The sequence below is a fragment of the Isoptericola sediminis genome (assembly GCF_013085345.1).
GTDB lineage: Bacteria > Actinomycetota > Actinomycetes > Actinomycetales > Cellulomonadaceae > Isoptericola > Isoptericola sediminis.
In genome coordinates this window covers 53,254-72,585 of the sequence record NZ_JABFAJ010000022.1, presented here as the reverse complement: position 1 = coordinate 72,585, position 19,332 = coordinate 53,254, and the positions used below count along the sequence as shown (strand labels likewise).

Genomic DNA, 19,332 nt, shown 5'->3' with positions numbered 1-19,332 from the left:
TCAGTCGGCCTCCGGCGGGGCGACCGCGTCGGCGGGCACCTCCTCGACGAGCTCGGGCATCCAGGAGCCGTCGGACTCGACGAGCCCGACCTGGTACATCGGCTGGATGACCGCGTGGTCCGTCTCGCGGATCGTCGTCGAACCCTTCGGGCCGTCGAACGTCCAGCCCTCCAGCGCGCCCACCATGGCGTCGACGTCGTCGCCGCCCTCGGCGATCGCGTGGACGATCATCTGCGCCGCGACGAAACCGTCGGGGGTGAACAGGTCGGGGGTGCCTCCGGCCTCCTCGACCGCGGAGACCATCGCGTCGTTGACCTCGTTGTCCGGGGCGCCGGGGAAGTAGTGGTTGAGGAAGTCGACCTTGCCCGCGGCGTCGCCGTAGGCGTCGAAGGTCGCCGCGTCGCCGAGCCCGGTGACCACGGTGGTGGCGTCCAGGACGCCCTGCTGGTCCAGGCCCTGCCACATCGCGCCGGAGGAGGCGCCGGCCCACGCGACGAACACGAGGTCGGGGTCGGCGTCGACGACCTGCCGGGCGAACGGGGTGAACTCGGTGGCGTCCTCGGGGACGAGGACGCTGTCGACGTCGGCGCCCTGCGCGCCGAGGACGCCCTCGACGGCGGCGAGGTTGCCCTGGCCGAACGCGTTGTCCTGGGCGAAGACGAGCACCTTGGCGCCGTCCGGGTCGACGAACGTGCCCGCCGTGGCGACGTCCTGCAGCGACTGGCGGCCGGACCGGAAGGTGTAGTCGTTGATGCCGGTGATCGCGTCGGCGGCGGCGGGGCCGGAGACGTACAGGACCTGGTTCTGCTCGGCCTGCTCGGCGAGCTTGAGCGCGATGCCGGACGAGACCGTGCCGCCCATGATCTGCACACCCTGGCCGATGATGTCCTTCGCGTGGTTGACGGCCTTGTCCGGGTCGCCGGCGTCGTCGAGGTAGGTGACCTCGATCGGACGTCCGTCCACCTCGCCGGTGCCGTCGGTGGCGTGGTCCAGACCGGCTTCGAAGCCCTCGTAGTACGCCTCGCCGTAGGCGGCGAGCGGTCCGGTCTTGGAGTAGATGATGCCGACCTCGACAGGTTCGGCCGCGGCGCTCTCGCCGCTGTCGTCGGTACCGCCGACCCCGCCGTCCGCCGGTGCGCACGCGGCCAGCGTGAGCGCCGTGACAGCGGTGGTGGCCAGTGCGAGGGACCTCTTCGTGACCCGCATGACTCCGCCCTTCGTTGGGATACCACCCGCAAACATGACAGGTGATTCAGGTATGAGGATCTTGAATGCGGAGGTGTTCGCCTGTCAAGACGGTGGGGCCGCGCATCCGGTCACGATCAGGTCACGGGGCGGGTGCCGTGGCAGCACGAAGGCCGCCGCCCGGCGTGGGCGACGGCCTTCGGGACGGTGGTCCCCGGCTGCCGTGTCGGCTGCCGGGCGTCAGTGGTCCTTGCGGTCCTGCTCGTCCCCGATGAACGTCGTGACCTCGTCCGGCAGGTCGTCTCGGTTCATGTCCGGACCGCGCTCCTGCTTGACGTCCCACCGCAGCGTCAGCGCGCCGAGCGTCGCGGCGACGACCGAGGCGATGAGGATCGCCGCCTTCGCCCCGAGCGTGTACTCCGACCCCTCCTCGAAGGAGAGCTCGGCGATCAGCAGCGACACCGTGAACCCGATCCCCGCGAGGAAGGCGACGGGGAGCAGGTCACGCACGCCGATACCCTGCGCGAGCCGCAACGGCGTCACGCGGGTGACCAGCCAGGTCGTGCCCAGGATGCCGATGAGCTTGCCGAGCACCAGGCCGGCGACGATCGCGAAGACGATCGGCTGGGCCAGGATCTCGGCCGGGCCACCGCCGTCGACCAGGTTCACGCCCGCCGAGAAGAACGCGAAGATCGGCAGCGCCAGCCCCTGCGACCACGGCTTGACCGCGTGCTCGTAGTGGTGGGTGCGGGTGTCGGTCTCGCCGTGGATCGGCCGGGCGGTGGCCGCGAAGCCCATGAGGACACCCGCGATCGTGGCGTGCACCCCGGAGGCGTGCATGAACGCCCAGGCCACGACGAACAGCGGGATGAGCAGCCACCACTTGGGCGACCGTGTGCGGATGTACCAGGCGAAGATCGCGATGACGACCAGCGACCCGCCGAGCCACGCGCCGTTGATCTCGCTCGTGTAGAACACCGCGATGATGATGATCGCCAGCAGGTCGTCGACCACCGCGAGCGTCAGCAGGAAGGTGCGGATCGCGACCGGAAGCCCCTTGCCGAACACGGCCAGGACGGCCAGGGCGAAGGCGATGTCCGTGGCCGTCGGGATGGCCCAGCCGTGCAGCGCCTCCGAGTTGCCGAGGGAGAGCACCATGACGACGTAGATGATCGCCGGCAGCGCCATGCCGCCGACGGCAGCGAGCATGGGGACCCCGGCCTGCTTGGGGCTGCGCAACGAGCCGGCGACGAACTCGTGCTTGAGCTCGAGGCCGACCGTGAAGAAGAAGATCGCCAGCAGGCCGTCAGCGGCCCACTTCGCCAGCGTGAGGTCGAGGTGGATGTACACGGGGCCGATGTTGGCCGGTCCCACCACCGTCTGGGAGAGGGTCTCGTACGCCTCCCGCCAGGGCGAGTTGGCGAACACCAGCGCGATGGCGGCGGCACCGATGAGGAGGGCGCCGCCGGTGGTCTCCCGCCGCAGGAAGTTCCCGAGACGGGTGCCGAAGGACTGGGTCGTCGTGTCGTGGCTCAGGGCATGCTCCCGGGTCGTCGATGTGCACGGGCCGGCGTTCCAGCCGACTTCACCGACCAGACTTCCCGGCTCGCCAGGGGATCATGCTACCCGGGGACCCGTCACGTGCCCTGCGGTCACGCCGACCCGTCGCACATCGCCTCCAGGCGCAGCACCGTCCGCCAGTTGCGGCCCGTGGTCCAGGTCCCGGTCGCACGGTCGAGCCGCGCGCTCGTCAGCCGGCTGCGGCCGATCCCTGCCGGGTAGTGCACGAACAGGGCCCCGTCGCGGGTCGCGAGCCGTTCCGGGCCCTCGTGGTCGGCGGTCAGCCGGGCCACGCCCTCCTCGTCCACGGCTTCCGGGCCCACGTGCAGCTGCAGGTGCGACGGGTCGTCACGGGCCGCGTCGGGGAACGGGTTCGCCGCGACGAGGTGCGCCAGCCGTGCCGCCGACAGCGCCAGCAGCGGGACCTCGGTCCCGAGGGCGGCCGCGAGGGCCGTGCCCGTGCGGGCGGCCACCTGCGCGGCGTCCCCGGCGTCCGCCGTCGCCACGAGGTTCCCGCTGGTCGCGTACGTGCGCGCGTCCGTCAGACCGGCGGCCGAGGCTGCGGCGCGCAGGTCGGCGGCGCCGACGCGACGGCTCGACCCGATGTTGACCCCGCGCAGCAGCACCACGAAGCTCGTCATGCCGCCATCGTGCCGCGTCGGCCACGTCGGTGTGAATTCTCGATGACGTCTTCGCGCCACGCCGTCCGTGTGACCCCGATCACGTCCCGCGGGTCGTAGCGTGTCGCTCAGGACACCCACCCAGGGCGTCCCCGGGAGGCCAACCGATGGAGTGCTCGCTCCGTGCAGGAGGGCCGGCCCCGGTCCTGGTGCACGTCGTGCACGAGGCCGGTCGCCCGCCCCACCCGCCCTTCGGCTCTGCATGAGGGAGCACACCGTGGCCCACACCGAAACCACCCCCGCCGCCCGGACGTTCGTCATCGACACGTCCGTGCTGCTGTCCGACCCCCGCGCGATCCAGCGGTTCGCCGAGCACGACGTCGTGCTGCCGGTCGTCGTCGTCACCGAGCTCGAGGCCAAGCGCCACCACGCCGAGCTCGGCTACTTCGCGCGCAGCGCGCTGCGCGCCCTGGACGACCTGCGCGTGACGCACGGACGCCTGGACGCCCCGATCCCGATCGGCGAGGACGGCGGCACCCTGCGTGTCGAGCTCAACCACACCGACCCGGAGGTGCTGCCGGCGGGGTTCCGGCTCGGGGACAACGACACCCGCATCCTGTCCGTCGCCGCCAACCTGGCGGCCGAGGGGAGGGACGTGACCCTGGTGTCCAAGGACCTGCCGATGCGGGTCAAGGCCTCGGCGGTCGGTCTGCGCGCGGAGGAGTACCGGCACGAGCTCGCCGTCGACTCCGGGTGGACCGGCATGCGCGAGATCGCCGTCACCGACGACCAGCTCTCCGCCCTGTACGACGGGACCGAGCTCGAGCTCACCTCGCTCGCGCCGGAGGTGATGGCGGAGGCCTCACCCCTGCTGTGCCACACCGGGCTGGTCGTCCACGGAGGTGGCGGGTCGGCGCTGGGCAGGGTCACGGCGGACAAGCGGATCAAGCTGGTGCGCGGGGACCAGGAGGTCTTCGGCGTGCACGGGCGGTCGGCCGAGCAGCGGGTCGCGATCGACCTGCTCACCGACCCGGACATCGGCATCGTGTCCCTCGGCGGCCGCGCCGGCACCGGGAAGTCGGCGCTGGCGCTGTGCGCGGGCCTCGAGGCGGTGCTCGAGCGGCGGCAGCACCGCAAGATCCTCGTCTTCCGACCGCTGTACGCCGTCGGCGGGCAGGACCTGGGCTACCTGCCGGGTTCAGAGTCCGAGAAGATGAACCCGTGGGCCCAGGCGGTCTACGACACCCTGGGTGCGCTCGTCTCCCCGCACGTCGTCGACGAGGTCATCGACCGCGAGATGCTCGAGGTGCTGCCGCTGACGCACATCCGCGGCCGGTCCCTGCACGACGCCTTCGTCATCGTGGACGAGGCGCAGTCGCTGGAGCGCAACGTCCTCCTCACGGTGCTCTCCCGGGTCGGGCAGGGGTCGCGGGTCGTCCTCACCCACGACGTCGCGCAGCGTGACAACCTGCGGGTCGGCCGCCACGACGGCGTCGCGGCGGTCATCGAGGCGATGAAGGGACACCCGCTGTTCGCCCACGTCACCCTCACCCGGTCCGAGCGGTCGCCCGTCGCGGCCCTCGTCACGGAGATGCTCGAGGGGCTGGAGATCTGAGGTCGGCCCCGCCCCGTGTCGTTGTGGGCGTGAAATCTACCGTTCTCCGTCCTGGGGAACTGTAGATTTCACGCCCACAACGAGCGGGAGGGGTCGGGCCTGGGCGGGGCGGGTGGCCGCCCCGCCGAGTGTGTGCCCGCGCTCATGACGACGCCCGGGTCCGGAGAGCTCCGGACCCGGGCGTCGTCATGACGGCCGGTCGTCGACCGGTCAGCTCGACCGGCGCAGCCTGCGCGAGACCAGGACCGATCCGGTGCCGAGGCCGAGCACAGCCAGCGCGACCCACAGGAGGGTCAGGTCGCTACCGGTGATCGGGAGGTCCGGCGCCGTCGGCACGGTCGGCGGAGTCGGCGGCGTGGGCTTCGGTGTCGGGGTCGGCGTGGGCTTCGGCTGGTCGGGGAGGTGGTTGGTGACGGTGACGGTGACGTTCGGGTCGTTGTCGTCGATCAGGACGCCCTCGGTGTTGGCGCCGGTGGGGTCGTAGGTGACCTCGGTGCCGGCGGGCAGCGTGTCGGTGGACTCGACCACGACGCAGACGGTGCCGTAGGGCAGGTCGCTGATGGTGGGGTCACCGGTGGGGTTGCCGTCGGCGTCGAAGGTGAACGTCTCCTCGGCGACCTGCTCCTCGTCCAGGGTGCAGGTGGCGGTGATCTCGAAGTCGTCGGTGACCTCGACGGCGTGCTCGGAGGCCTCGACGACCTTGTCGACCGTCAGCGAGCCGGTCTTCTCCTTGTCGGGGATCCGGTTCGTCACGGTGACGGTGACGTTCGGGTCGTTGTCGTCGATCAGGACGCCCTCGGTGTTGGCGCCGGTGGGGTCGTAGGTGACCTCGGTGCCGGCGGGCAGCGTGTCGGTGGACTCGACCACGACGCAGACGGTGCCGTAGGGCAGGTCGCTGATGGTGGGGTCACCGGTGGGGTTGCCGTCGGCGTCGAAGGTGAACGTCTCCTCGGCGACCTGCTCCTCGTCCAGGGTGCAGGTGGCGGTGATCTCGAAGTCGTCGGTGACCTCGACGGCGTGCTCGGAGGCCTCGACGACCTTGTCGACCGTCAGCGAGCCCGTCTCCTCCTCCTCGAAGACGTAGCAGACGGTCCAGTTGCTGACGTCCGCGAGCTGACCACCGTCGGTGAGCGGCGAGATGTAGTTCTGCGGGGACTGCTCGTCCGGCGGGAGGTACGGGGCCTGGTACAGGTTGGCGTCGTTGCTCCCCTTGACCACCACCGCGAGGATCACGACGCCGGCGTCCTCGCCGTCCTCGGTGATCTCGACGTTGACGGCGGTCTTGCCCTGGTACGCGTCGACGTCGCCGGAGTAGGTGTCCACCGTCGCGGAGACGTTCCCGTCGCTGTTGCCGCTCGTCTCCCCGGTGAGCTCCATCGCATCGGGGAACCCCGCCTCGGCGCAGGAGTTGACGTTGCCCGGGAGGACCGTCGCGCGGGGATCGGAGGAGTCGTCGAGGTGCTCGTCCGCCGTGACCGGTGCCGCAGCGGCGATCGAGAGTCCGATCGCCGCCGCGGCGACCGCGCCGATCCGTCTGATGCTGATCATGATCCGAACCCCCATGTCCGTGAGATCTCTTCGGAGTGTAGATCTCGGGGGCCGACGGAGGGCAGCCCTCTCAGCGGTTTTTCACCCCTGGGCGGGACGGGTCATCGACAGCACGTCGAGCGCCTCGTCGAGCTGGGCCTCGGTGACCTCGCCGCGCTCGACGAACCCGAGCGCCACGACGGCCTCGCGGACCGTGATGCCCTCGGCCACGGCCTTCTTGGCGACCTTCGCCGCGGCCTCGTAGCCGATGACGCGGTTCAGCGGCGTGACGATCGACGGGGAGGACTCGGCGAAGGCGCGGGCCTTCTCCACGTTGGCCGTCAGGCCGGTCACCGTCTTGTCCGCGAGCACGCGCGAGGCGTTGGACAGCAGGCGGATCGACTCGAGCACGCCCTGGGCGATGACCGGGATCTGCACGTTGAGCTCGAACGAACCCGTCGCCCCCGCCCACGCGACCGTCGCGTCGTTGCCGACCACGCGCGCCGCGACCATGAGCACGGCCTCGGGGATGACCGGGTTGACCTTGCCTGGCATGATCGAGCTGCCCGGCTGCAGGTCCGGGATGGCGATCTCGCCGAGCCCGGTGTTCGGGCCGGACCCCATCCAGCGCAGGTCGTTGCAGATCTTGGTCACGGACACGGCGATGGTGCGCAGCGCCCCGGAGAGCTCGACCAGGCCGTCGCGGGCCGACTGCGCCTCGAAGTGGTCGCGCGCCTCGGTCAGCGGCAGGCCCGTGTCCTCGCGCAGCAGCTCGATGACGCGCTGCGGGAACCCGGCCGGGGTGTTGATGCCGGTGCCGACGGCGGTGCCGCCCAGGGGGACCTCCGCGGCGCGGGGAAGCGCGGCCTCGACCCGCTCGATGCCGTAGCGGATAGCGGCGGCGTACCCGCCGAACTCCTGGCCGAGCGTGACGGGCGTGGCGTCCATCAGGTGCGTGCGGCCCGACTTCACGACCCCGGCGTACTCCTCGGCCTTCGCACCCAGCGCGTCGGCGAGGTGCTGCAGCGCGGGGATCAGGTCGCGGACGACGCCGGCCGTGGCGGCCAGGTGCACCGAGGTGGGGAACACGTCGTTCGAGGACTGCGAGGCGTTGACGTGGTCGTTCGGGTGGACGTCGCGGCCCAGCGAACGCGTCGCCAGCGTCGCGAGCACCTCGTTGGTGTTCATGTTCGACGAGGTGCCCGACCCCGTCTGGAAGACGTCCACCGGGAAGTGCTCGTCGAGCTCGCCCGAGGCGACCTGGTCGGCCGCGGCGGCGATGGCGTCCGCCACGTCGCGGTCGAGCACCCCCAGCTCGGCGTTGGTCAGGGCGGCGGCCTTCTTGACCCGGGCGAGCGCCTCGATGTGGCTGCGCTCCAGCGGCGTGCCGGAGATCGGGAAGTTCTCCACGGCGCGCTGGGTCTGGGCGCGGTAGAGGGCGTGGGCGGGCACGCGCACCTCGCCCATCGTGTCGTGCTCGATGCGGTACTCGGTCGCGGGCGCGTCGGCGCTACCGGCGGCGGTGTCGGAAGTCATGCGTCTATGGTGCCGCACCCGGCACCGCCGCCGTGCGTGAGAGGTGTCACGCGCTCAGCGCAGCGGCTCCTCGCCCACGTCGCCGGCGACCTCGATGAGCCGCGCGGAGCCCTCGGCGAGGTCGTACTCGACGCCCACGATCGCCACACGCCCCTCGGTCACGGCGGCGTCGAGCGCCCGCGAGTAGCCCCGCAGGGTCTCGACCGTGTGCCGCACGTGGGCGGTCCGCAGGCGGTCGGCCAGCACCCGCTCGTCCTCCTCCTGGTCGGCCGGGCCGGTCAGCTCGGCGATCGAGGGGATGACCTTGTCCACCACGGAGCGGACGAACCCCGGCGGGTGCTCACCCGTGCGCAGGGTGTGCGCCGTGGCGCCGACGGCCCCGCACGAGTCGTGGCCGAGGACCACGATCAGCGGGGCACCGAGCACCTCGACGCCGTACTCGATCGAGCCCAGCACCGTGGTGTCCACGACGTGTCCCGCCGTGCGCACCACGAACACGTCGCCGAGGCCCTGGTCGAAGATGATCTCGGCCGCCACGCGCGAGTCGGAGCACCCGAAGACGACCGTGTGCGGGTGCTGGGCGGCGGTGAGCTCGGCGCGCCGGACGGACATCTGCGACCTCTCGGCCGGCTGGTCGTGGACGAAGCGCTCGTTGCCGGCACGCAGCGAGGCCCAGGCTTCCTTCGGGGTCATGCATCCTCCAGGTCGTCGATCCACGGCGGGTTCGCCCCCGCACGTGACACGGTCACGGCCGCCACGGCGGCGCAGCGCGAGAGCAGCCGCTCGACCGTGGCGTGGTCGATCGTAGCCAGCGCCTCACGGCGGTCGGCCCCGAGCAGGTCGGCCGCCCACAGGCCGTCGAGCAGGGCCCCCATGAACGAGTCCCCGGCGCCGACGGTGTCCACGACCTGGACCGGCCGGGACGGCACGTGCACCTCGCCCGTCGCGGTGACGGCCGTGGAGCCCTCCCCGCCGAAGGTGACCACGACGAGGGCCGCCCCGAGCTCGTGCACCCAGCCGCGCGCCATGTCCAGCGGAGCGGTCTCGGGTGCCAGCCATGCGAGGTCCTCGTCGCTGACCTTGACGACGTCGGCCAGCCGCACGAACGACTCGACCCGTTCCCGTGCCGAGGCCGCGTCGCCCATGAGCACGGGCCGGGCGTTCGGGTCGTAGGTGATGGTCGACGTCGCGCGCGCGGCCTCGACGACGGCCCGCACGTCCGTGGCCCCCGGTTCCAGCACCGCGCCGATCGAGCCGGTGTGCACGGCCAGCGTCCCGGCGTCGGCCCGCGTCCCGGCCGGTACCCGCCACTCGAGGTCGAAGTCGTAGGTCGCCGTGCCGGCGGCGTCCAGCGTGGCCCGGGCCACCGAGGTCCGTGTCGCGGCGTCGCTGCCCGGCGTCACCGTGACGCCCGAGGCGGCGAGCCAGGACCGGATCGTCTCGCCCCGGTCGTCCCGACCGGTCCAGGTGGCCAGGCGGGCGTCGCGGCCGAGTCGTGCGAGCGTGAGCGCCACGTTGGCCAGCGAACCGCCGGGGTGCTCGGTGCGCGTCCCGTCCGGCCGCTCGACGACGTCGACCAGCGCCTCGCCGACGGCGAGCACGTGGGACGTCATCGTCCCTCACCGTCCGACGTCGGGGCCTCGGCGCTCGTGGCGGACTGCGCGGCGGCGAGCCGCTCACGCGCCCCGTCGAGCCACTGCTGGCAGCGGGCGGCCAGCGCCTCACCGCGTTCCCACAGGGCGAGCGAGGTCTCGAGCGGTTCGCCGCCGGCCTCCAGCCGGGTGACGACCTGGACGAGCTCGTCGCGCGCCTGCTCGTACGTCAGGGTGCCGACGTCGGGGGCGTCGGCCGGTCCGGGGGTGGGGTCTGCGTCGGTCACGAGGACAGTCAACCGCACGTCCCCGACATCGCGCCCGGCGGGTCCGGGGAGCGGATGCCCGGTCTGCCGGCACCGAAATCCGGTTGCCGTGACGGGCCCCGGCGACGGACGATCCGGACATGGGTCATCTGGAGGTGGCGCACGTGGACCACGTGCTGCCCGACGGACGTGCGCTGCTCGACGACGTGTCCTTCCGCGTCGGGGAGGGCAGCACGACCGCGCTGGTCGGCCCGAACGGGGCCGGCAAGACCACCTTGCTGCGCATCCTGACCGGCGCCACCCGCCCCGACGGCGGCACGGTGACCGTCAGCGGCGGGCTCGGGGTGATGGCCCAGTTCGTCGGCTCGGTGCGGGACACCACGACCGTGCGCCAGCTCCTGGCCTCCGTCGCACCGGAACGGATCCGGCAGGCCGCCCGCGCGGTGGAGACCGCGGAGGACGAGCTGCTCGCCGTCGACGACGAGGCGGCGCAGATGCGCTACGCCCAGGCGCTCGCCGACTGGGCGGAGGTGCGGGGCTACGAGGCCGAGACGCTGTGGGACGTGTGCACGACGGCGGCCCTCGGGATCCCGTTCGAGCGGGCGCAGTGGCGGGAGGTGCGCACGTTGTCCGGCGGCGAGCAGAAGCGGCTCGTCCTCGAGGCGCTGCTGCGCGGGTCGGACGAGGTGCTGCTGCTCGACGAGCCGGACAACTACCTGGACGTCCCGGGCAAGCGGTGGCTGGAGGACCGCCTGCGGGCGACCCGCAAGACGGTGCTGCTGGTCTCCCACGACCGGGAGCTGCTGGCCGGGGTCGCCGACCGCATCGTGGCCCTCGAACCCGGCGCGGACGGCTCCGAGGCGTGGGTCCACGGTGGCGGCTTCGCGACGTTCCACACCGCGCGCCGCGAGCGGTTCGCCCGGTTCGAGGAGCTGCGCCGGCGGTGGGACGAGAAGCACGCGCAGCTCACCCAGCTCGTGCTCACGCTGCGGCAGGCGGCCGCGAACAGCCCGGACATGGCCTCGCGCTACCGGGCGGCCCAGACGCGCCTGCGCAAGTTCACCGAGGCCGGTCCGCCGCCTGAGCCGCCCCGCGAGCAGGAGGTCCGGATGCGGTTGCGCGGCGGGCGGACGGGGACCCGGGCCGTCACCTGCGAGGCGCTCGGGCTCACCGGCCTGATGCAGCCGTTCGACCTCGAGGTCTTCTACGGCGAGCGGGTCGCGGTGCTGGGGTCCAACGGGTCCGGGAAGTCGCACTTCCTGCGGCTCCTGGCCGGCGCCGACGTCGCGCACACGGGCCAGTGGCGGCTCGGCGCACGCGTGGTCCCCGGGCACTTCGCGCAGACGCACGCCCACCCGGAGCTCGCGGGCCGCACGCTGGTGGACGTGCTGTGGGCCGACCACGCGCAGGACCGCGGCGCGGCCATGTCGGCGCTGCGGCGCTACGAGCTGCACGGCGCCGCGGACCGTCCGTTCGACCGGCTGTCCGGCGGGCAGCAGGCGCGCTTCCAGATCCTGCAGCTCGAGCTGGGCGGCTGCACCGCGCTGCTGCTCGACGAGCCGACCGACAACCTCGACCTCGCCAGCGCGGACGCGCTGCAGGAGGGGCTGGAGGCGTTCGAAGGCACGGTCCTGGCGGTCACGCACGACCGCTGGTTCGCCCGCGGTTTCGACCGGTTCCTCGTGTTCGGCGCGGACGGCCGGGTGCGCGAGACCCTCGAGCCGGTCTGGGACGAGGACCGCGTCGAACGCGTCCGCTGACCTCTGCCGTTGTGGGCATGGAATCTGCGGTGCCCACGGGGCGCTGACCCGCAGATTTCACGCCCACAACGGCAGGGGAGAGGTGCCGAGGCCCGTCAGGGCGAGGTGGAGGTGACCTCGGCGTCGAGCGCGCCCACGGCGAGCCGGACGTGCACGGGATCACCGGCGGCGACCTCGTCCGCGGCACGCACCACCGCACCGTCGGCACGCTGCACGACGGCGTACCCGCGGTCGAGCGTGGAGGCCGGCGAGAGGGCGCGGACCTGCGCGGCGAGCCGGCCGACGTCGCCGGACGCCGTCAGCAGGGCCGCGCGCAGCAGGTGACGAGCGTGCCGCACGTGCTCGGCGACCTCGGTCGCGCGACCGTCGAGCATCGACTCCGGCCGGGCCAGGACCGGCCGGGAGCGGACGGCGTCGAGACCGTGCTGCTCCCGCTGCAGCATGCCGTGCACGGCGCCGCGCATGCGCTGACGTGCCTGGACGACGCGGTCGCGCTCCTCGGCGACGTCGGGGACCACGCACTTGGCGGCGTCCGTCGGGGTCGAGGCCCGGTGGTCCGCCACCAGGTCGACCAGAGGGGTGTCCGTCTCGTGCCCGATGGCGCTGACCAGCGGCGTCGTGCACGCCGCGACACGCCGGACCAGGGCCTCGTTGCTGAAGGGCAGCAGGTCCTCGACCGACCCGCCGCCGCGCGCCAGGATGATCACGTCGACGGTCGGGTCGGCGTCCAGCGCCGCGAGGGCGTCGCCGACCTCCGTCACCGCGTTGACGCCCTGGACCGCCACCTCGCGGATCTCGAAGCGCACCTGCGGCCAGCGGGCGCGGGCGTTGACCACGACGTCGTGCTCGGCCTTGGACTCCCGGCCGCAGACCAGGCCGACGACGGACGGCAGGAACGGCAGCGGGCGCTTCCGCTCGACGTCGAACAGCCCCTCGGCCGCCAGGACCCGGCGCAGCTGCTCGATCCGGGCGAGCAGCTCGCCGACGCCGACCTGGCGCACGGCGGCGGCCCGCAGGGACATCCGCCCGGCCTTGATCCAGAACTCCGGCTTGGCGTGCACCACGACGTGGTCGCCCACCTGGGGCTTGGCGTCGAGGCCGTCGAACGCCCGGGTGAGCATGTTGACGGGCAACGACGCCTCGACGTCGGTGTCGCGCAGGGTGAGGAACTGCATCCCGGACCCGCGCCGGTAGGTGTGCTCGACGACCTGCCCCTCGACCCACACCGGGGACATGCGCGCCACGTAGTCGCGGATCTTGTGCGACAGCAGGCGCACGGGCCACGGCCGCTCGGCGGTCGTCTCGGCGGCCCGCTCGGGCAGCGGCTGGACGTCGTGGCCCGTTCGGTCGGGTCCGGTCGCGTCGGTCACGGCCCCCAGCATGCCCCACGCCACCCACAGCGCTCCTGACGTGGGAGGTCCTGCGGCGTCGGCCGTCACCGACCCTCCACACGGGCCTCCTACACTGTCACCGTGACTGCGACCGCACCGGCCCCCGTCCCCCCGACCTCGACCAAGCGCGTCCTGCTCGCCGCGCCGCGCGGCTACTGCGCCGGCGTCGACCGCGCCGTGGTCGCGGTCGAGAAGGCGCTGGAGAACTACGGCGCCCCCGTGTACGTGCGCAAGGAGATCGTGCACAACAAGCACGTCGTCGAGACGCTGCGCGAACGGGGCGCGATCTTCGTCGAGGAGGCCGACGAGGTCCCGCGCGGGGCCCGCGTGGTCTTCTCCGCCCACGGCGTCTCCCCGGCCGTGCGCGAGTCCGCAGCCTCCCGCGACCTGCAGACCATCGACGCCACCTGCCCGCTGGTGACGAAGGTGCACAAGGAGGCGGTGCGGTTCGCCAAGGCGGACAAGACGATCCTGCTCATCGGCCACGACGGCCACGAGGAGGTCGAGGGCACCGCCGGCGAGGCGCCGGAGCACACCATCGTGGTGAACTCGCCCGAGGAGGCCGACGTCGTCGAGGTCCCGGACCCCGACAACGTGGTGTGGCTGTCCCAGACGACGCTGTCCGTGGACGAGACGATGGAGACGGTGCGCCGCCTGCGCGAGCGGTTCCCGAACCTGGCCGACCCGCCCAGCGACGACATCTGCTACGCCACCCAGAACCGCCAGGTGGCGGTCAAGAAGCTCTCGCCGGAGTGCGACCTGGTCATCGTGGTGGGGTCGGCCAACTCGTCCAACTCCGTGCGTCTGGTCGAGGTGGCGCTGGACGCCGGGGCACGCACGTCCTACCGCGTGGACCGGGCCGCCGAGATCCAGGACTCCTGGTTCGAGGGTGTGACCACCGTCGGCGTGACGTCGGGTGCCTCGGTGCCGGAGATCCTCGTCGACGACGTGCTGCGCCAGCTCGCCGAGCGCGGCTACGGCGAGCCCGAGGAGGTGCGCACCGCGACGGAGGACCTGGTGTTCTCGCTGCCGCGCGAGCTGCGCCCGCCCCGCGACGCGCGCCAGCTCCCGATCCAGCCCGCCTGACCTGCCGGACCGAGTCCGCCGCCTGGCTCAGCCGGCGGCGGACTCACCGCGGGAGGTGTCGGCCTGGGCGCGCTGCAGCGCGCGGCGGTCGGTGTCGACGAGGCTGTCGACCGAGTCGCGGTCGTCGTCGAGGCTCACCTGGCCGATGCCGACGACGCCGCCCTCCTCGGCGGCGAGGAGCTCCGGCTTGGTGATGGGGCGGGTGGTCTCCTCGAGGCCCTTCATCTCGTCGATCTCGTCCCGCGCGTCGACGACGTCGAGCTCGACCATGCGGCGCGCGGACGTGAGCACGTTGCGCTCCAGCGAGCCGATCATCTTGTTGTAGTTCTTCGTGGCGCCGTCGAGGGACTTGCCCATCTTGGTGACGTGGTCGGTCATCGTCACCAGGCGCGAGTGCAGCTCCTTGCCGACCTTGAGCACGCGCTGGGCGTTGTCGGCCAGGGCCTGCTGGCGCCAGGAGTAGGCCACGGTGCGCAGCAGGGCCAGCAGCGTCACGGGGCTGGCCAGGATGACGTTCTTGCGTGCGGCGTCCTCCATGAGCGCGGGGTCGCGCTCCAGCGCCGCCGACAGGAACGACTCGGCCGGCACGAACATGACGACGAACTCGGGGGCGTTGTCGAACAGGTCCCAGTACCGCTTGGACGCCAGGTCGTCGACATGCTTGCGCATGTGCCGCACGTGCGCCGCCATGCGCTGGTCGCGCACCGCCGGGTCCTCCGACTGCTGGGCCTCCAGGTAGCCGAGGAACGCGACCTTGGAGTCGACCACGATGTGCTTGCCGCCGGCCAGGTTCACGACGAGGTCGGGGCGCAACGTCTCGCCGTCGTCGTTGGTCGCCTGGACCTGGACGTCGAAGTCGACCTGCTCGATCATGCCCGCGGCCTCGACGACACGCTGGAGCTGCAGCTCGCCCCAGGCGCCGCGCTCCTGCGAGGAGCGCAGGGCGGTCACCAGGTCGCTGGTGCCCTTGCGCAGCTCGCCCGAGACGTCGGCGAGGCTGCGCATGTTCTCGGTGAGACGAGAGTCGAACTCGATGCGCCGCTTCTCCTGCTCGGCCACCTCCGTGCGGACCTTCTCCAGGCTCTGGCCGATCGGGTCGACGAGCGCCTTGAAGGCCTCCTCGCGCTGGGCGAGGGCCTCGTCGTGCCGGACGGTGGACTGCTTGAGGCGCTGCTCGGCCAGCTCCAGGAACTGACGGTTGGAGGACGACAGGGCCTCGCCGGCCAGCGAGCGGAACTGCTGGGCCATGCGCTCCTGGTCACCCTTGACCTCGGCCACCTGGCGCTCGGCCTGCTCGCGCACCGCGGTCACCTCGCGCTGGTGGCGCTGCTCGGCCTCGGCCACCCGGCGGTCACCGTCGCCGCGCGTCAGCTCCACCTGCTCGCGCAGGTGGGCGATCTCGCGGCGCGCTCCCTCGAGCTCGCTGTGCAGGCGGACGGTCTCGATCTCCTCGGAGCGGTTCCGTCCGACGGCCCGCGAGGAGTGCCAGAGCCACCCGAGCACCACCCCCACCGCGAGGGTGCCGAGTGCGAGCAGCAGAGCGGTCGTCGTCTCCATGCACGCCAGGCTGCCACGGCCCACCGACAGGACGCGGACGACCCACCGTGAGCAGGTGCGACGGAGGGCTACGGTGGGGCCGTGACGCATCCCGCCGTGCCCCCCGACACCACCGCGGCCCTCAGCCTGCGGGGCCTGTGGAAGCGGTTCGGCCAGAAGATCGCCGTGGCCGGGATCGACCTGGACGTGCCCGCCGGCTCGTTCTACGGGCTCGTCGGGCCGAACGGCGCCGGCAAGACGACGGCGCTGTCGATGGCCACCGGTCTCCTGCGACCGGACTTCGGGACGGCGCACGTGCTCGGCGTCGACCTGTGGGCCGAACCGGACCGGGCCAAACCCCTGCTCGGGGTGCTGCCGGACGGTCTGCGGCTCTTCGACCGCCTCACCGGCGCCCAGCTGCTGACCTACGCCGGGCTGCTGCGCGGCCTCGACCGCGACACCGTGGCCCGGCGCAGCGAGGACCTGCTGGCGGCGATGGACCTCACCGCCGACCGCGACACCCTCGTGGTCGACTACTCCGCGGGGATGACCAAGAAGATCGCCCTGGCCGGCGCGATGATCCACGCGCCGCGCGTGCTGGTGCTCGACGAACCGTTCGAGGCCGTCGACCCGGTCAGCGCGGCCAACATCCGCGACATCCTGCGGCGCTACGCCGACGACGGCGGCACCGTGGTCGTCTCCAGCCACGTCATGGACCTCGTGCAGCGCATGTGCACGCACGTGGCGGTCATCGCCGGCGGTCACGTGCTCGACACCGGCACCGTCGACGCCGTGCGCGGCGGGCAGAGCCTGGAGGACCGGTTCGTCGACCTGGTCGGGGGCCGCAAGGAGTCGGGAGGCCTGGAGTGGTTGCGCACCTCGTCCGACTCAAGCTGACCCTGCTCGGCAACACCCTGCGCCGCAGCGTGTGGCACACCATCGGGCTCGTGGTGGCGACGCTGTACGGGCTGTCCCTGGTGTTCCTCGGCGTGGGCGCCGCGGTCGTGGGCGGCCGGGCCGACCCTGTGCTGACCGGGCAGTTCGTGACGCTGGTGGGCTCCGTCGTCGTGCTGGGCTGGTGGGTCGTGCCGTTGTTCGCCTACGGGCTGGACGCGACGCTCGACCCCCTTCGGTTCACGACCTACGCGATCCCGCGCCGGCAGCTCGTCGCGGGGCTGGCCGCGGCCGCGCTCGTCTCGGTGCCGGCCCTGGTCACGTCGCTCGCCGCCCTCGGGGTCTCCTTCGCCTGGGCCTCCGACCCGGTCGCCCTGGTCGCGGCGCTCGCGGGCGCCGTCCTGGGGGTCGGGCTGTGCGTCGTCGGGGCGCGGGCCACCACGGCGCTCTGCGCGCCGTTGCTGGAGTCACGGCGCTACCGGGAGGTCCTCATGGTCGTCGCGGTGATCCCGCTGCTGGCGATCGGTCCCTTCTTCGCCTGGCTGTCGTCGAGGACCGCCGCACGGGGCGAGGTGACGGTCGGTCCCGACGAACTCGTGCCGTCGGCCCTGGCGCCGGCGGCACGCGTCCTGGCCTGGACGCCGTTCGGGGCGCCCTGGTCGATCCCGGCGGCGGTGCACGACGGCGCGTGGGGACTCGCCGGCGCGCGGGTGGCCGTCGCGGCGGGGACCCTGGCTCTGCTCGCCGTGATCTGGGACCGGGCGCTGGCCCGGGCGCTGGTCAGCCCGCGCGGAGGTGCCGCCGCGGGAACGGCCCGGGGGCTCGGATGGTTCGACCGGCTGCCCGCGACGCCCATGGGCGCCGTGGCGGCGCGGTGCGCCACCTACTGGCTGCGGGACCCGCGGTACGCGACGTCGCTGGCGGTCGTCCCGCTCCTTCCGGTGGTCCTCGTGGTCGTCGGAGTCTCCAGCGGGTCGGGTGCCGGGCTGCTCGTGCTCGTGGTCCCGGTCGTGGCGTTCGTCCTCGGCTTCGCGGTGTCGAACGACGTCGGCTACGACAACACCGCCTTCGCGCTGCACGTGGCGACCGGCGTGCCGGGTCGCGCCGACCGCTGGGGGCGCATGCTGCCGGTGCTGGCGCTCGGTGTCCCGCTCGTGGCCGCGCTGTCCGTCACGAGTGCCGGGGTCGCCGGGCGGTGGGACCTGCTGCCCGCGTTGCTCGGCGGCGGCGTCGGGGTGCTCGGGGCCACGCTGGGCACCTCCAGCGTGGCCTCGGCGCGCCTCGTCTATCCCGTACCGAGACCGGGCGAGAGCCCCTTCCGGAAGCCGCAGGGCGCGACCGTGGCGACGCTGGTGGCGCAGATGGCCGCGGTCGCCGTCATCGTGGCCCTGCTCCTGCCGACCGTGGGAGCGGGTGTCGCGGCAGCCGTCACCGGGGCCGGAGCATGGTGGTGGGCCACCGGCGTCGTCGGCGTCGCCACCGGCGGGGCCGCCGTCGTCATCGGTGCGCGGTGGGGCGCACGGGTCTACGAGCGGCGTCTACCCGAGCTGTTGTCGCAGGTCAAGAACTTCGCTTGACGGTCCCCGCGCTCGGGCGTGTCGGGTCGACCTGGAAGAATGGGTGTCGTGAATCCCGAGAACGACCGACCTTCCGTGACGCTGCCCGAGGGCTGGACGGTGGTGGTTCCCGACCTTGCCGACGTGCCCCGGCTGGGCGAGCTCCGGGCGCTGCAGGCCGCACCACACACCGGATCCGACACCGTCGACACCGCCCAGATCGAGAACGAGGTCGCCGGCGCCGCCTCCTGGACGCGGCGGCACCTGGCCGTCAAGGACGCTGACGACGTGATCCGTGCCTGGGCCCACGCCCACGACCGCGCGGCCGGCCGCAGCGTGCTGGGCATCGAGATCGACCGGACGCTGCCCGAGGGCACGCAGGACCTCCTCGCGGCCTGGTGCTACGCCGAGCTCGCCGAGATCGGCCGGGAGATGGCCCAGCTCCGCGGTGAGTCCACCACCCAGCTCGACGCCGGCGCGTTCGCCGGTGACGACCGGCTGCGCGGGTGGCTCACCGACGCCGGGTTCCGGCACGTGCGCACCTGGTGGCAGATGTCGCGTCCGGTCACGCCCGAGGACGCCGAGCCGGGAGCCTTCCCGGAGCCGAAGCCGGGGGTGACGATCCGGCGTGTCGCCCAGCACGACAACGGCATGCCCGTGGCCGAGGACCTCAACGCCGTCCACCAGGTGCTGGAGACCGCGTTCACGGACCACTTCAACTCCTACCAGGAGTACTTCACGGAGTTCGTGCAGCGACTGCGCGAGGACCCGGGCCACCGCTGGGACCACTGGTGGCTCGCCTGCGCTGACGTCCCCGACGACCCCGAGGCCGAGGAGTTCCCGGCCGGTGCCCTCGTGGGGTCGGAGCTGGCGCCCGACGCCTCCGGGGTGCGGGGGACCTACATCGACTACATCGGTGCGCTCGCCGAGGCGCGGGGTCGGGGCGTGGCGACCGCGCTGCTGGCCGCGGTGATCTCCGACGCGGCAGCCCGCGGGCGGAACCGTGTCGGCCTGGAGGTCGACGCGGACAGCCCCACCGGCGCCGAGTCGCTGTACACGAAGCTGGGCTGGCGCACGAAGTACGTCACCGAGTCCTGGCACCGGGACATCGACGTCGACTGACGCCGTCCTCCCCGGGGATCGACCTGTCCGGACCGGGATCGACACGCCGTCGATCCCGGCCCCGAGGGGTCGATCTCACAGGGGTC

Annotated in this window: 16 protein-coding genes; 6 read left to right on the top strand and 10 right to left on the bottom strand. The window is 72.8% G+C overall.

The annotated features are described in order from the left end of the window. The 3 genes from HLI28_RS12295 to HLI28_RS12285 form a co-directional block, all read right to left on the bottom strand. Complete coding sequence (locus HLI28_RS12295; RefSeq protein WP_171247860.1) at positions 1 to 1,206, bottom strand: substrate-binding domain-containing protein; 1,206 nt, start codon at positions 1,204 to 1,206, stop codon at positions 1 to 3. Positions 1,207 to 1,425: 219 nt separating this feature from the next. Beyond that, on the bottom strand, positions 1,426 to 2,637 hold the full coding sequence (gene nhaA / locus HLI28_RS12290; RefSeq protein WP_343035822.1) for a Na+/H+ antiporter NhaA: 1,212 nt from the start codon (positions 2,635 to 2,637) through the stop codon (positions 1,426 to 1,428). A gap of 200 nt (positions 2,638 to 2,837) precedes the next feature. Further along, positions 2,838 to 3,386 carry a DUF1697 domain-containing protein gene (locus HLI28_RS12285; RefSeq protein ID WP_171247859.1) on the bottom strand — a complete coding sequence of 183 codons (549 nt, stop codon included), beginning with the start codon at positions 3,384 to 3,386 and terminating at the stop codon, positions 2,838 to 2,840. A 241-nt stretch (positions 3,387 to 3,627) separates the two neighbouring features. Here HLI28_RS12285 and phoH2 point away from each other — a divergent pair, with 241 nt between their 5' ends. Next, on the top strand, positions 3,628 to 4,980 hold the full coding sequence (gene phoH2, locus HLI28_RS12280; protein WP_171247858.1) for an RNA 5'-3' helicase PhoH2: 1,353 nt from the start codon (positions 3,628 to 3,630) through the stop codon (positions 4,978 to 4,980). A 210-nt stretch (positions 4,981 to 5,190) separates the two neighbouring features. Here the strand turns inward: phoH2 and HLI28_RS12275 are convergent, their stop codons facing one another. The 5 genes from HLI28_RS12275 to HLI28_RS12255 form a co-directional block, all read right to left on the bottom strand. Beyond that, a complete protein-coding gene (locus tag HLI28_RS12275; protein ID WP_171247857.1) occupies positions 5,191 to 6,528 on the bottom strand; it encodes a DUF5979 domain-containing protein in 1,338 nt (445 codons plus the stop codon). Between the two features lie 81 nt (positions 6,529 to 6,609). Continuing rightward, complete coding sequence (locus HLI28_RS12270) at positions 6,610 to 8,043, bottom strand: class II fumarate hydratase (protein WP_171247856.1); 1,434 nt, start codon at positions 8,041 to 8,043, stop codon at positions 6,610 to 6,612. A gap of 54 nt (positions 8,044 to 8,097) precedes the next feature. Then, positions 8,098 to 8,736, bottom strand: a complete 639-nt coding sequence (locus HLI28_RS12265; protein ID WP_171247855.1) for a carbonic anhydrase — start codon at positions 8,734 to 8,736, stop codon at positions 8,098 to 8,100. Then, positions 8,733 to 9,656 (bottom strand): carbohydrate kinase family protein, encoded by a 924-nt coding sequence (locus tag HLI28_RS12260; protein ID WP_171247854.1) that lies wholly within the window; start codon positions 9,654 to 9,656, stop codon positions 8,733 to 8,735. Before HLI28_RS12260 ends, HLI28_RS12265 begins: the two co-directional genes overlap by 4 nt. Then, a complete protein-coding gene (locus HLI28_RS12255) occupies positions 9,653 to 9,922 on the bottom strand; it encodes an exodeoxyribonuclease VII small subunit (protein WP_171247853.1) in 270 nt (89 codons plus the stop codon). The genes HLI28_RS12260 and HLI28_RS12255 overlap by 4 nt, the downstream gene beginning before the upstream one ends. A 119-nt stretch (positions 9,923 to 10,041) precedes the next feature. Between HLI28_RS12255 and HLI28_RS12250 the strand changes: the two genes are divergently transcribed. After that, positions 10,042 to 11,661 (top strand): ABC-F family ATP-binding cassette domain-containing protein, encoded by a 1,620-nt coding sequence (locus HLI28_RS12250; RefSeq protein WP_171247852.1) that lies wholly within the window; start codon positions 10,042 to 10,044, stop codon positions 11,659 to 11,661. Positions 11,662 to 11,756: 95 nt separating this feature from the next. On the opposite strand, the gene xseA is transcribed toward HLI28_RS12250, so the two are convergent. Next, a complete protein-coding gene (gene xseA, locus HLI28_RS12245) occupies positions 11,757 to 13,043 on the bottom strand; it encodes an exodeoxyribonuclease VII large subunit (protein ID WP_171247877.1) in 1,287 nt (428 codons plus the stop codon). A 90-nt stretch (positions 13,044 to 13,133) separates the two neighbouring features. On the opposite strand from xseA, the gene HLI28_RS12240 reads away from it, so the two are divergent. Further along, entirely contained in the window at positions 13,134 to 14,138 is a 1,005-nt protein-coding gene (locus HLI28_RS12240; RefSeq protein ID WP_171247851.1) for a 4-hydroxy-3-methylbut-2-enyl diphosphate reductase, read from the top strand. Positions 14,139 to 14,165: 27 nt separating this feature from the next. Here HLI28_RS12240 and HLI28_RS12235 read toward each other — a convergent pair whose 3' ends face one another. After that, positions 14,166 to 15,695 (bottom strand): DNA recombination protein RmuC, encoded by a 1,530-nt coding sequence (locus HLI28_RS12235; RefSeq protein ID WP_171247850.1) that lies wholly within the window; start codon positions 15,693 to 15,695, stop codon positions 14,166 to 14,168. Positions 15,696 to 15,776: 81 nt separating this feature from the next. Between HLI28_RS12235 and HLI28_RS12230 the strand changes: the two genes are divergently transcribed. From HLI28_RS12230 to HLI28_RS12220, 3 genes are all read left to right on the top strand, one after another. Continuing rightward, on the top strand, positions 15,777 to 16,571 hold the full coding sequence (locus HLI28_RS12230; protein ID WP_171247849.1) for an ATP-binding cassette domain-containing protein: 795 nt from the start codon (positions 15,777 to 15,779) through the stop codon (positions 16,569 to 16,571). Continuing rightward, positions 16,541 to 18,145, top strand: coding sequence for a hypothetical protein (locus HLI28_RS12225; RefSeq protein WP_171247848.1), 1,605 nt, complete (start codon positions 16,541 to 16,543; stop codon positions 18,143 to 18,145). The genes HLI28_RS12230 and HLI28_RS12225 overlap by 31 nt, the downstream gene beginning before the upstream one ends. 75 nt (positions 18,146 to 18,220) lie before the next feature. After that, positions 18,221 to 19,246 carry a GNAT family N-acetyltransferase gene (locus HLI28_RS12220; protein WP_343035820.1) on the top strand — a complete coding sequence of 342 codons (1,026 nt, stop codon included), beginning with the start codon at positions 18,221 to 18,223 and terminating at the stop codon, positions 19,244 to 19,246. The last annotated feature ends 86 nt before the right edge of the window (positions 19,247 to 19,332 follow it).

Bases quoted from the DNA above. Each gene is read 5' to 3' on its own strand.
- HLI28_RS12295 (WP_171247860.1), bottom strand. From the start codon at position 1,206: ATGCGGGTCACGAAGAGGTCCCTCGCACTGGCCACCACCGCTGTCACG.
- HLI28_RS12285 (WP_171247859.1), bottom strand. From the start codon at position 3,386: ATGACGAGCTTCGTGGTGCTGCTGCGCGGGGTCAACATCGGGTCGAGC.
- phoH2 (WP_171247858.1), top strand. From the start codon at position 3,628: ATGAGGGAGCACACCGTGGCCCACACCGAAACCACCCCCGCCGCCCGG.
- HLI28_RS12275 (WP_171247857.1), bottom strand. From the start codon at position 6,528: ATGATCAGCATCAGACGGATCGGCGCGGTCGCCGCGGCGGCGATCGGA.
- HLI28_RS12270 (WP_171247856.1), bottom strand. From the start codon at position 8,043: ATGACTTCCGACACCGCCGCCGGTAGCGCCGACGCGCCCGCGACCGAG.
- HLI28_RS12265 (WP_171247855.1), bottom strand. From the start codon at position 8,736: ATGACCCCGAAGGAAGCCTGGGCCTCGCTGCGTGCCGGCAACGAGCGC.
- HLI28_RS12260 (WP_171247854.1), bottom strand. From the start codon at position 9,656: ATGACGTCCCACGTGCTCGCCGTCGGCGAGGCGCTGGTCGACGTCGTC.
- HLI28_RS12250 (WP_171247852.1), top strand. From the start codon at position 10,042: ATGGGTCATCTGGAGGTGGCGCACGTGGACCACGTGCTGCCCGACGGA.
- xseA (WP_171247877.1), bottom strand. From the start codon at position 13,043: ATGCTGGGGGCCGTGACCGACGCGACCGGACCCGACCGAACGGGCCAC.
- HLI28_RS12235 (WP_171247850.1), bottom strand. From the start codon at position 15,695: ATGGAGACGACGACCGCTCTGCTGCTCGCACTCGGCACCCTCGCGGTG.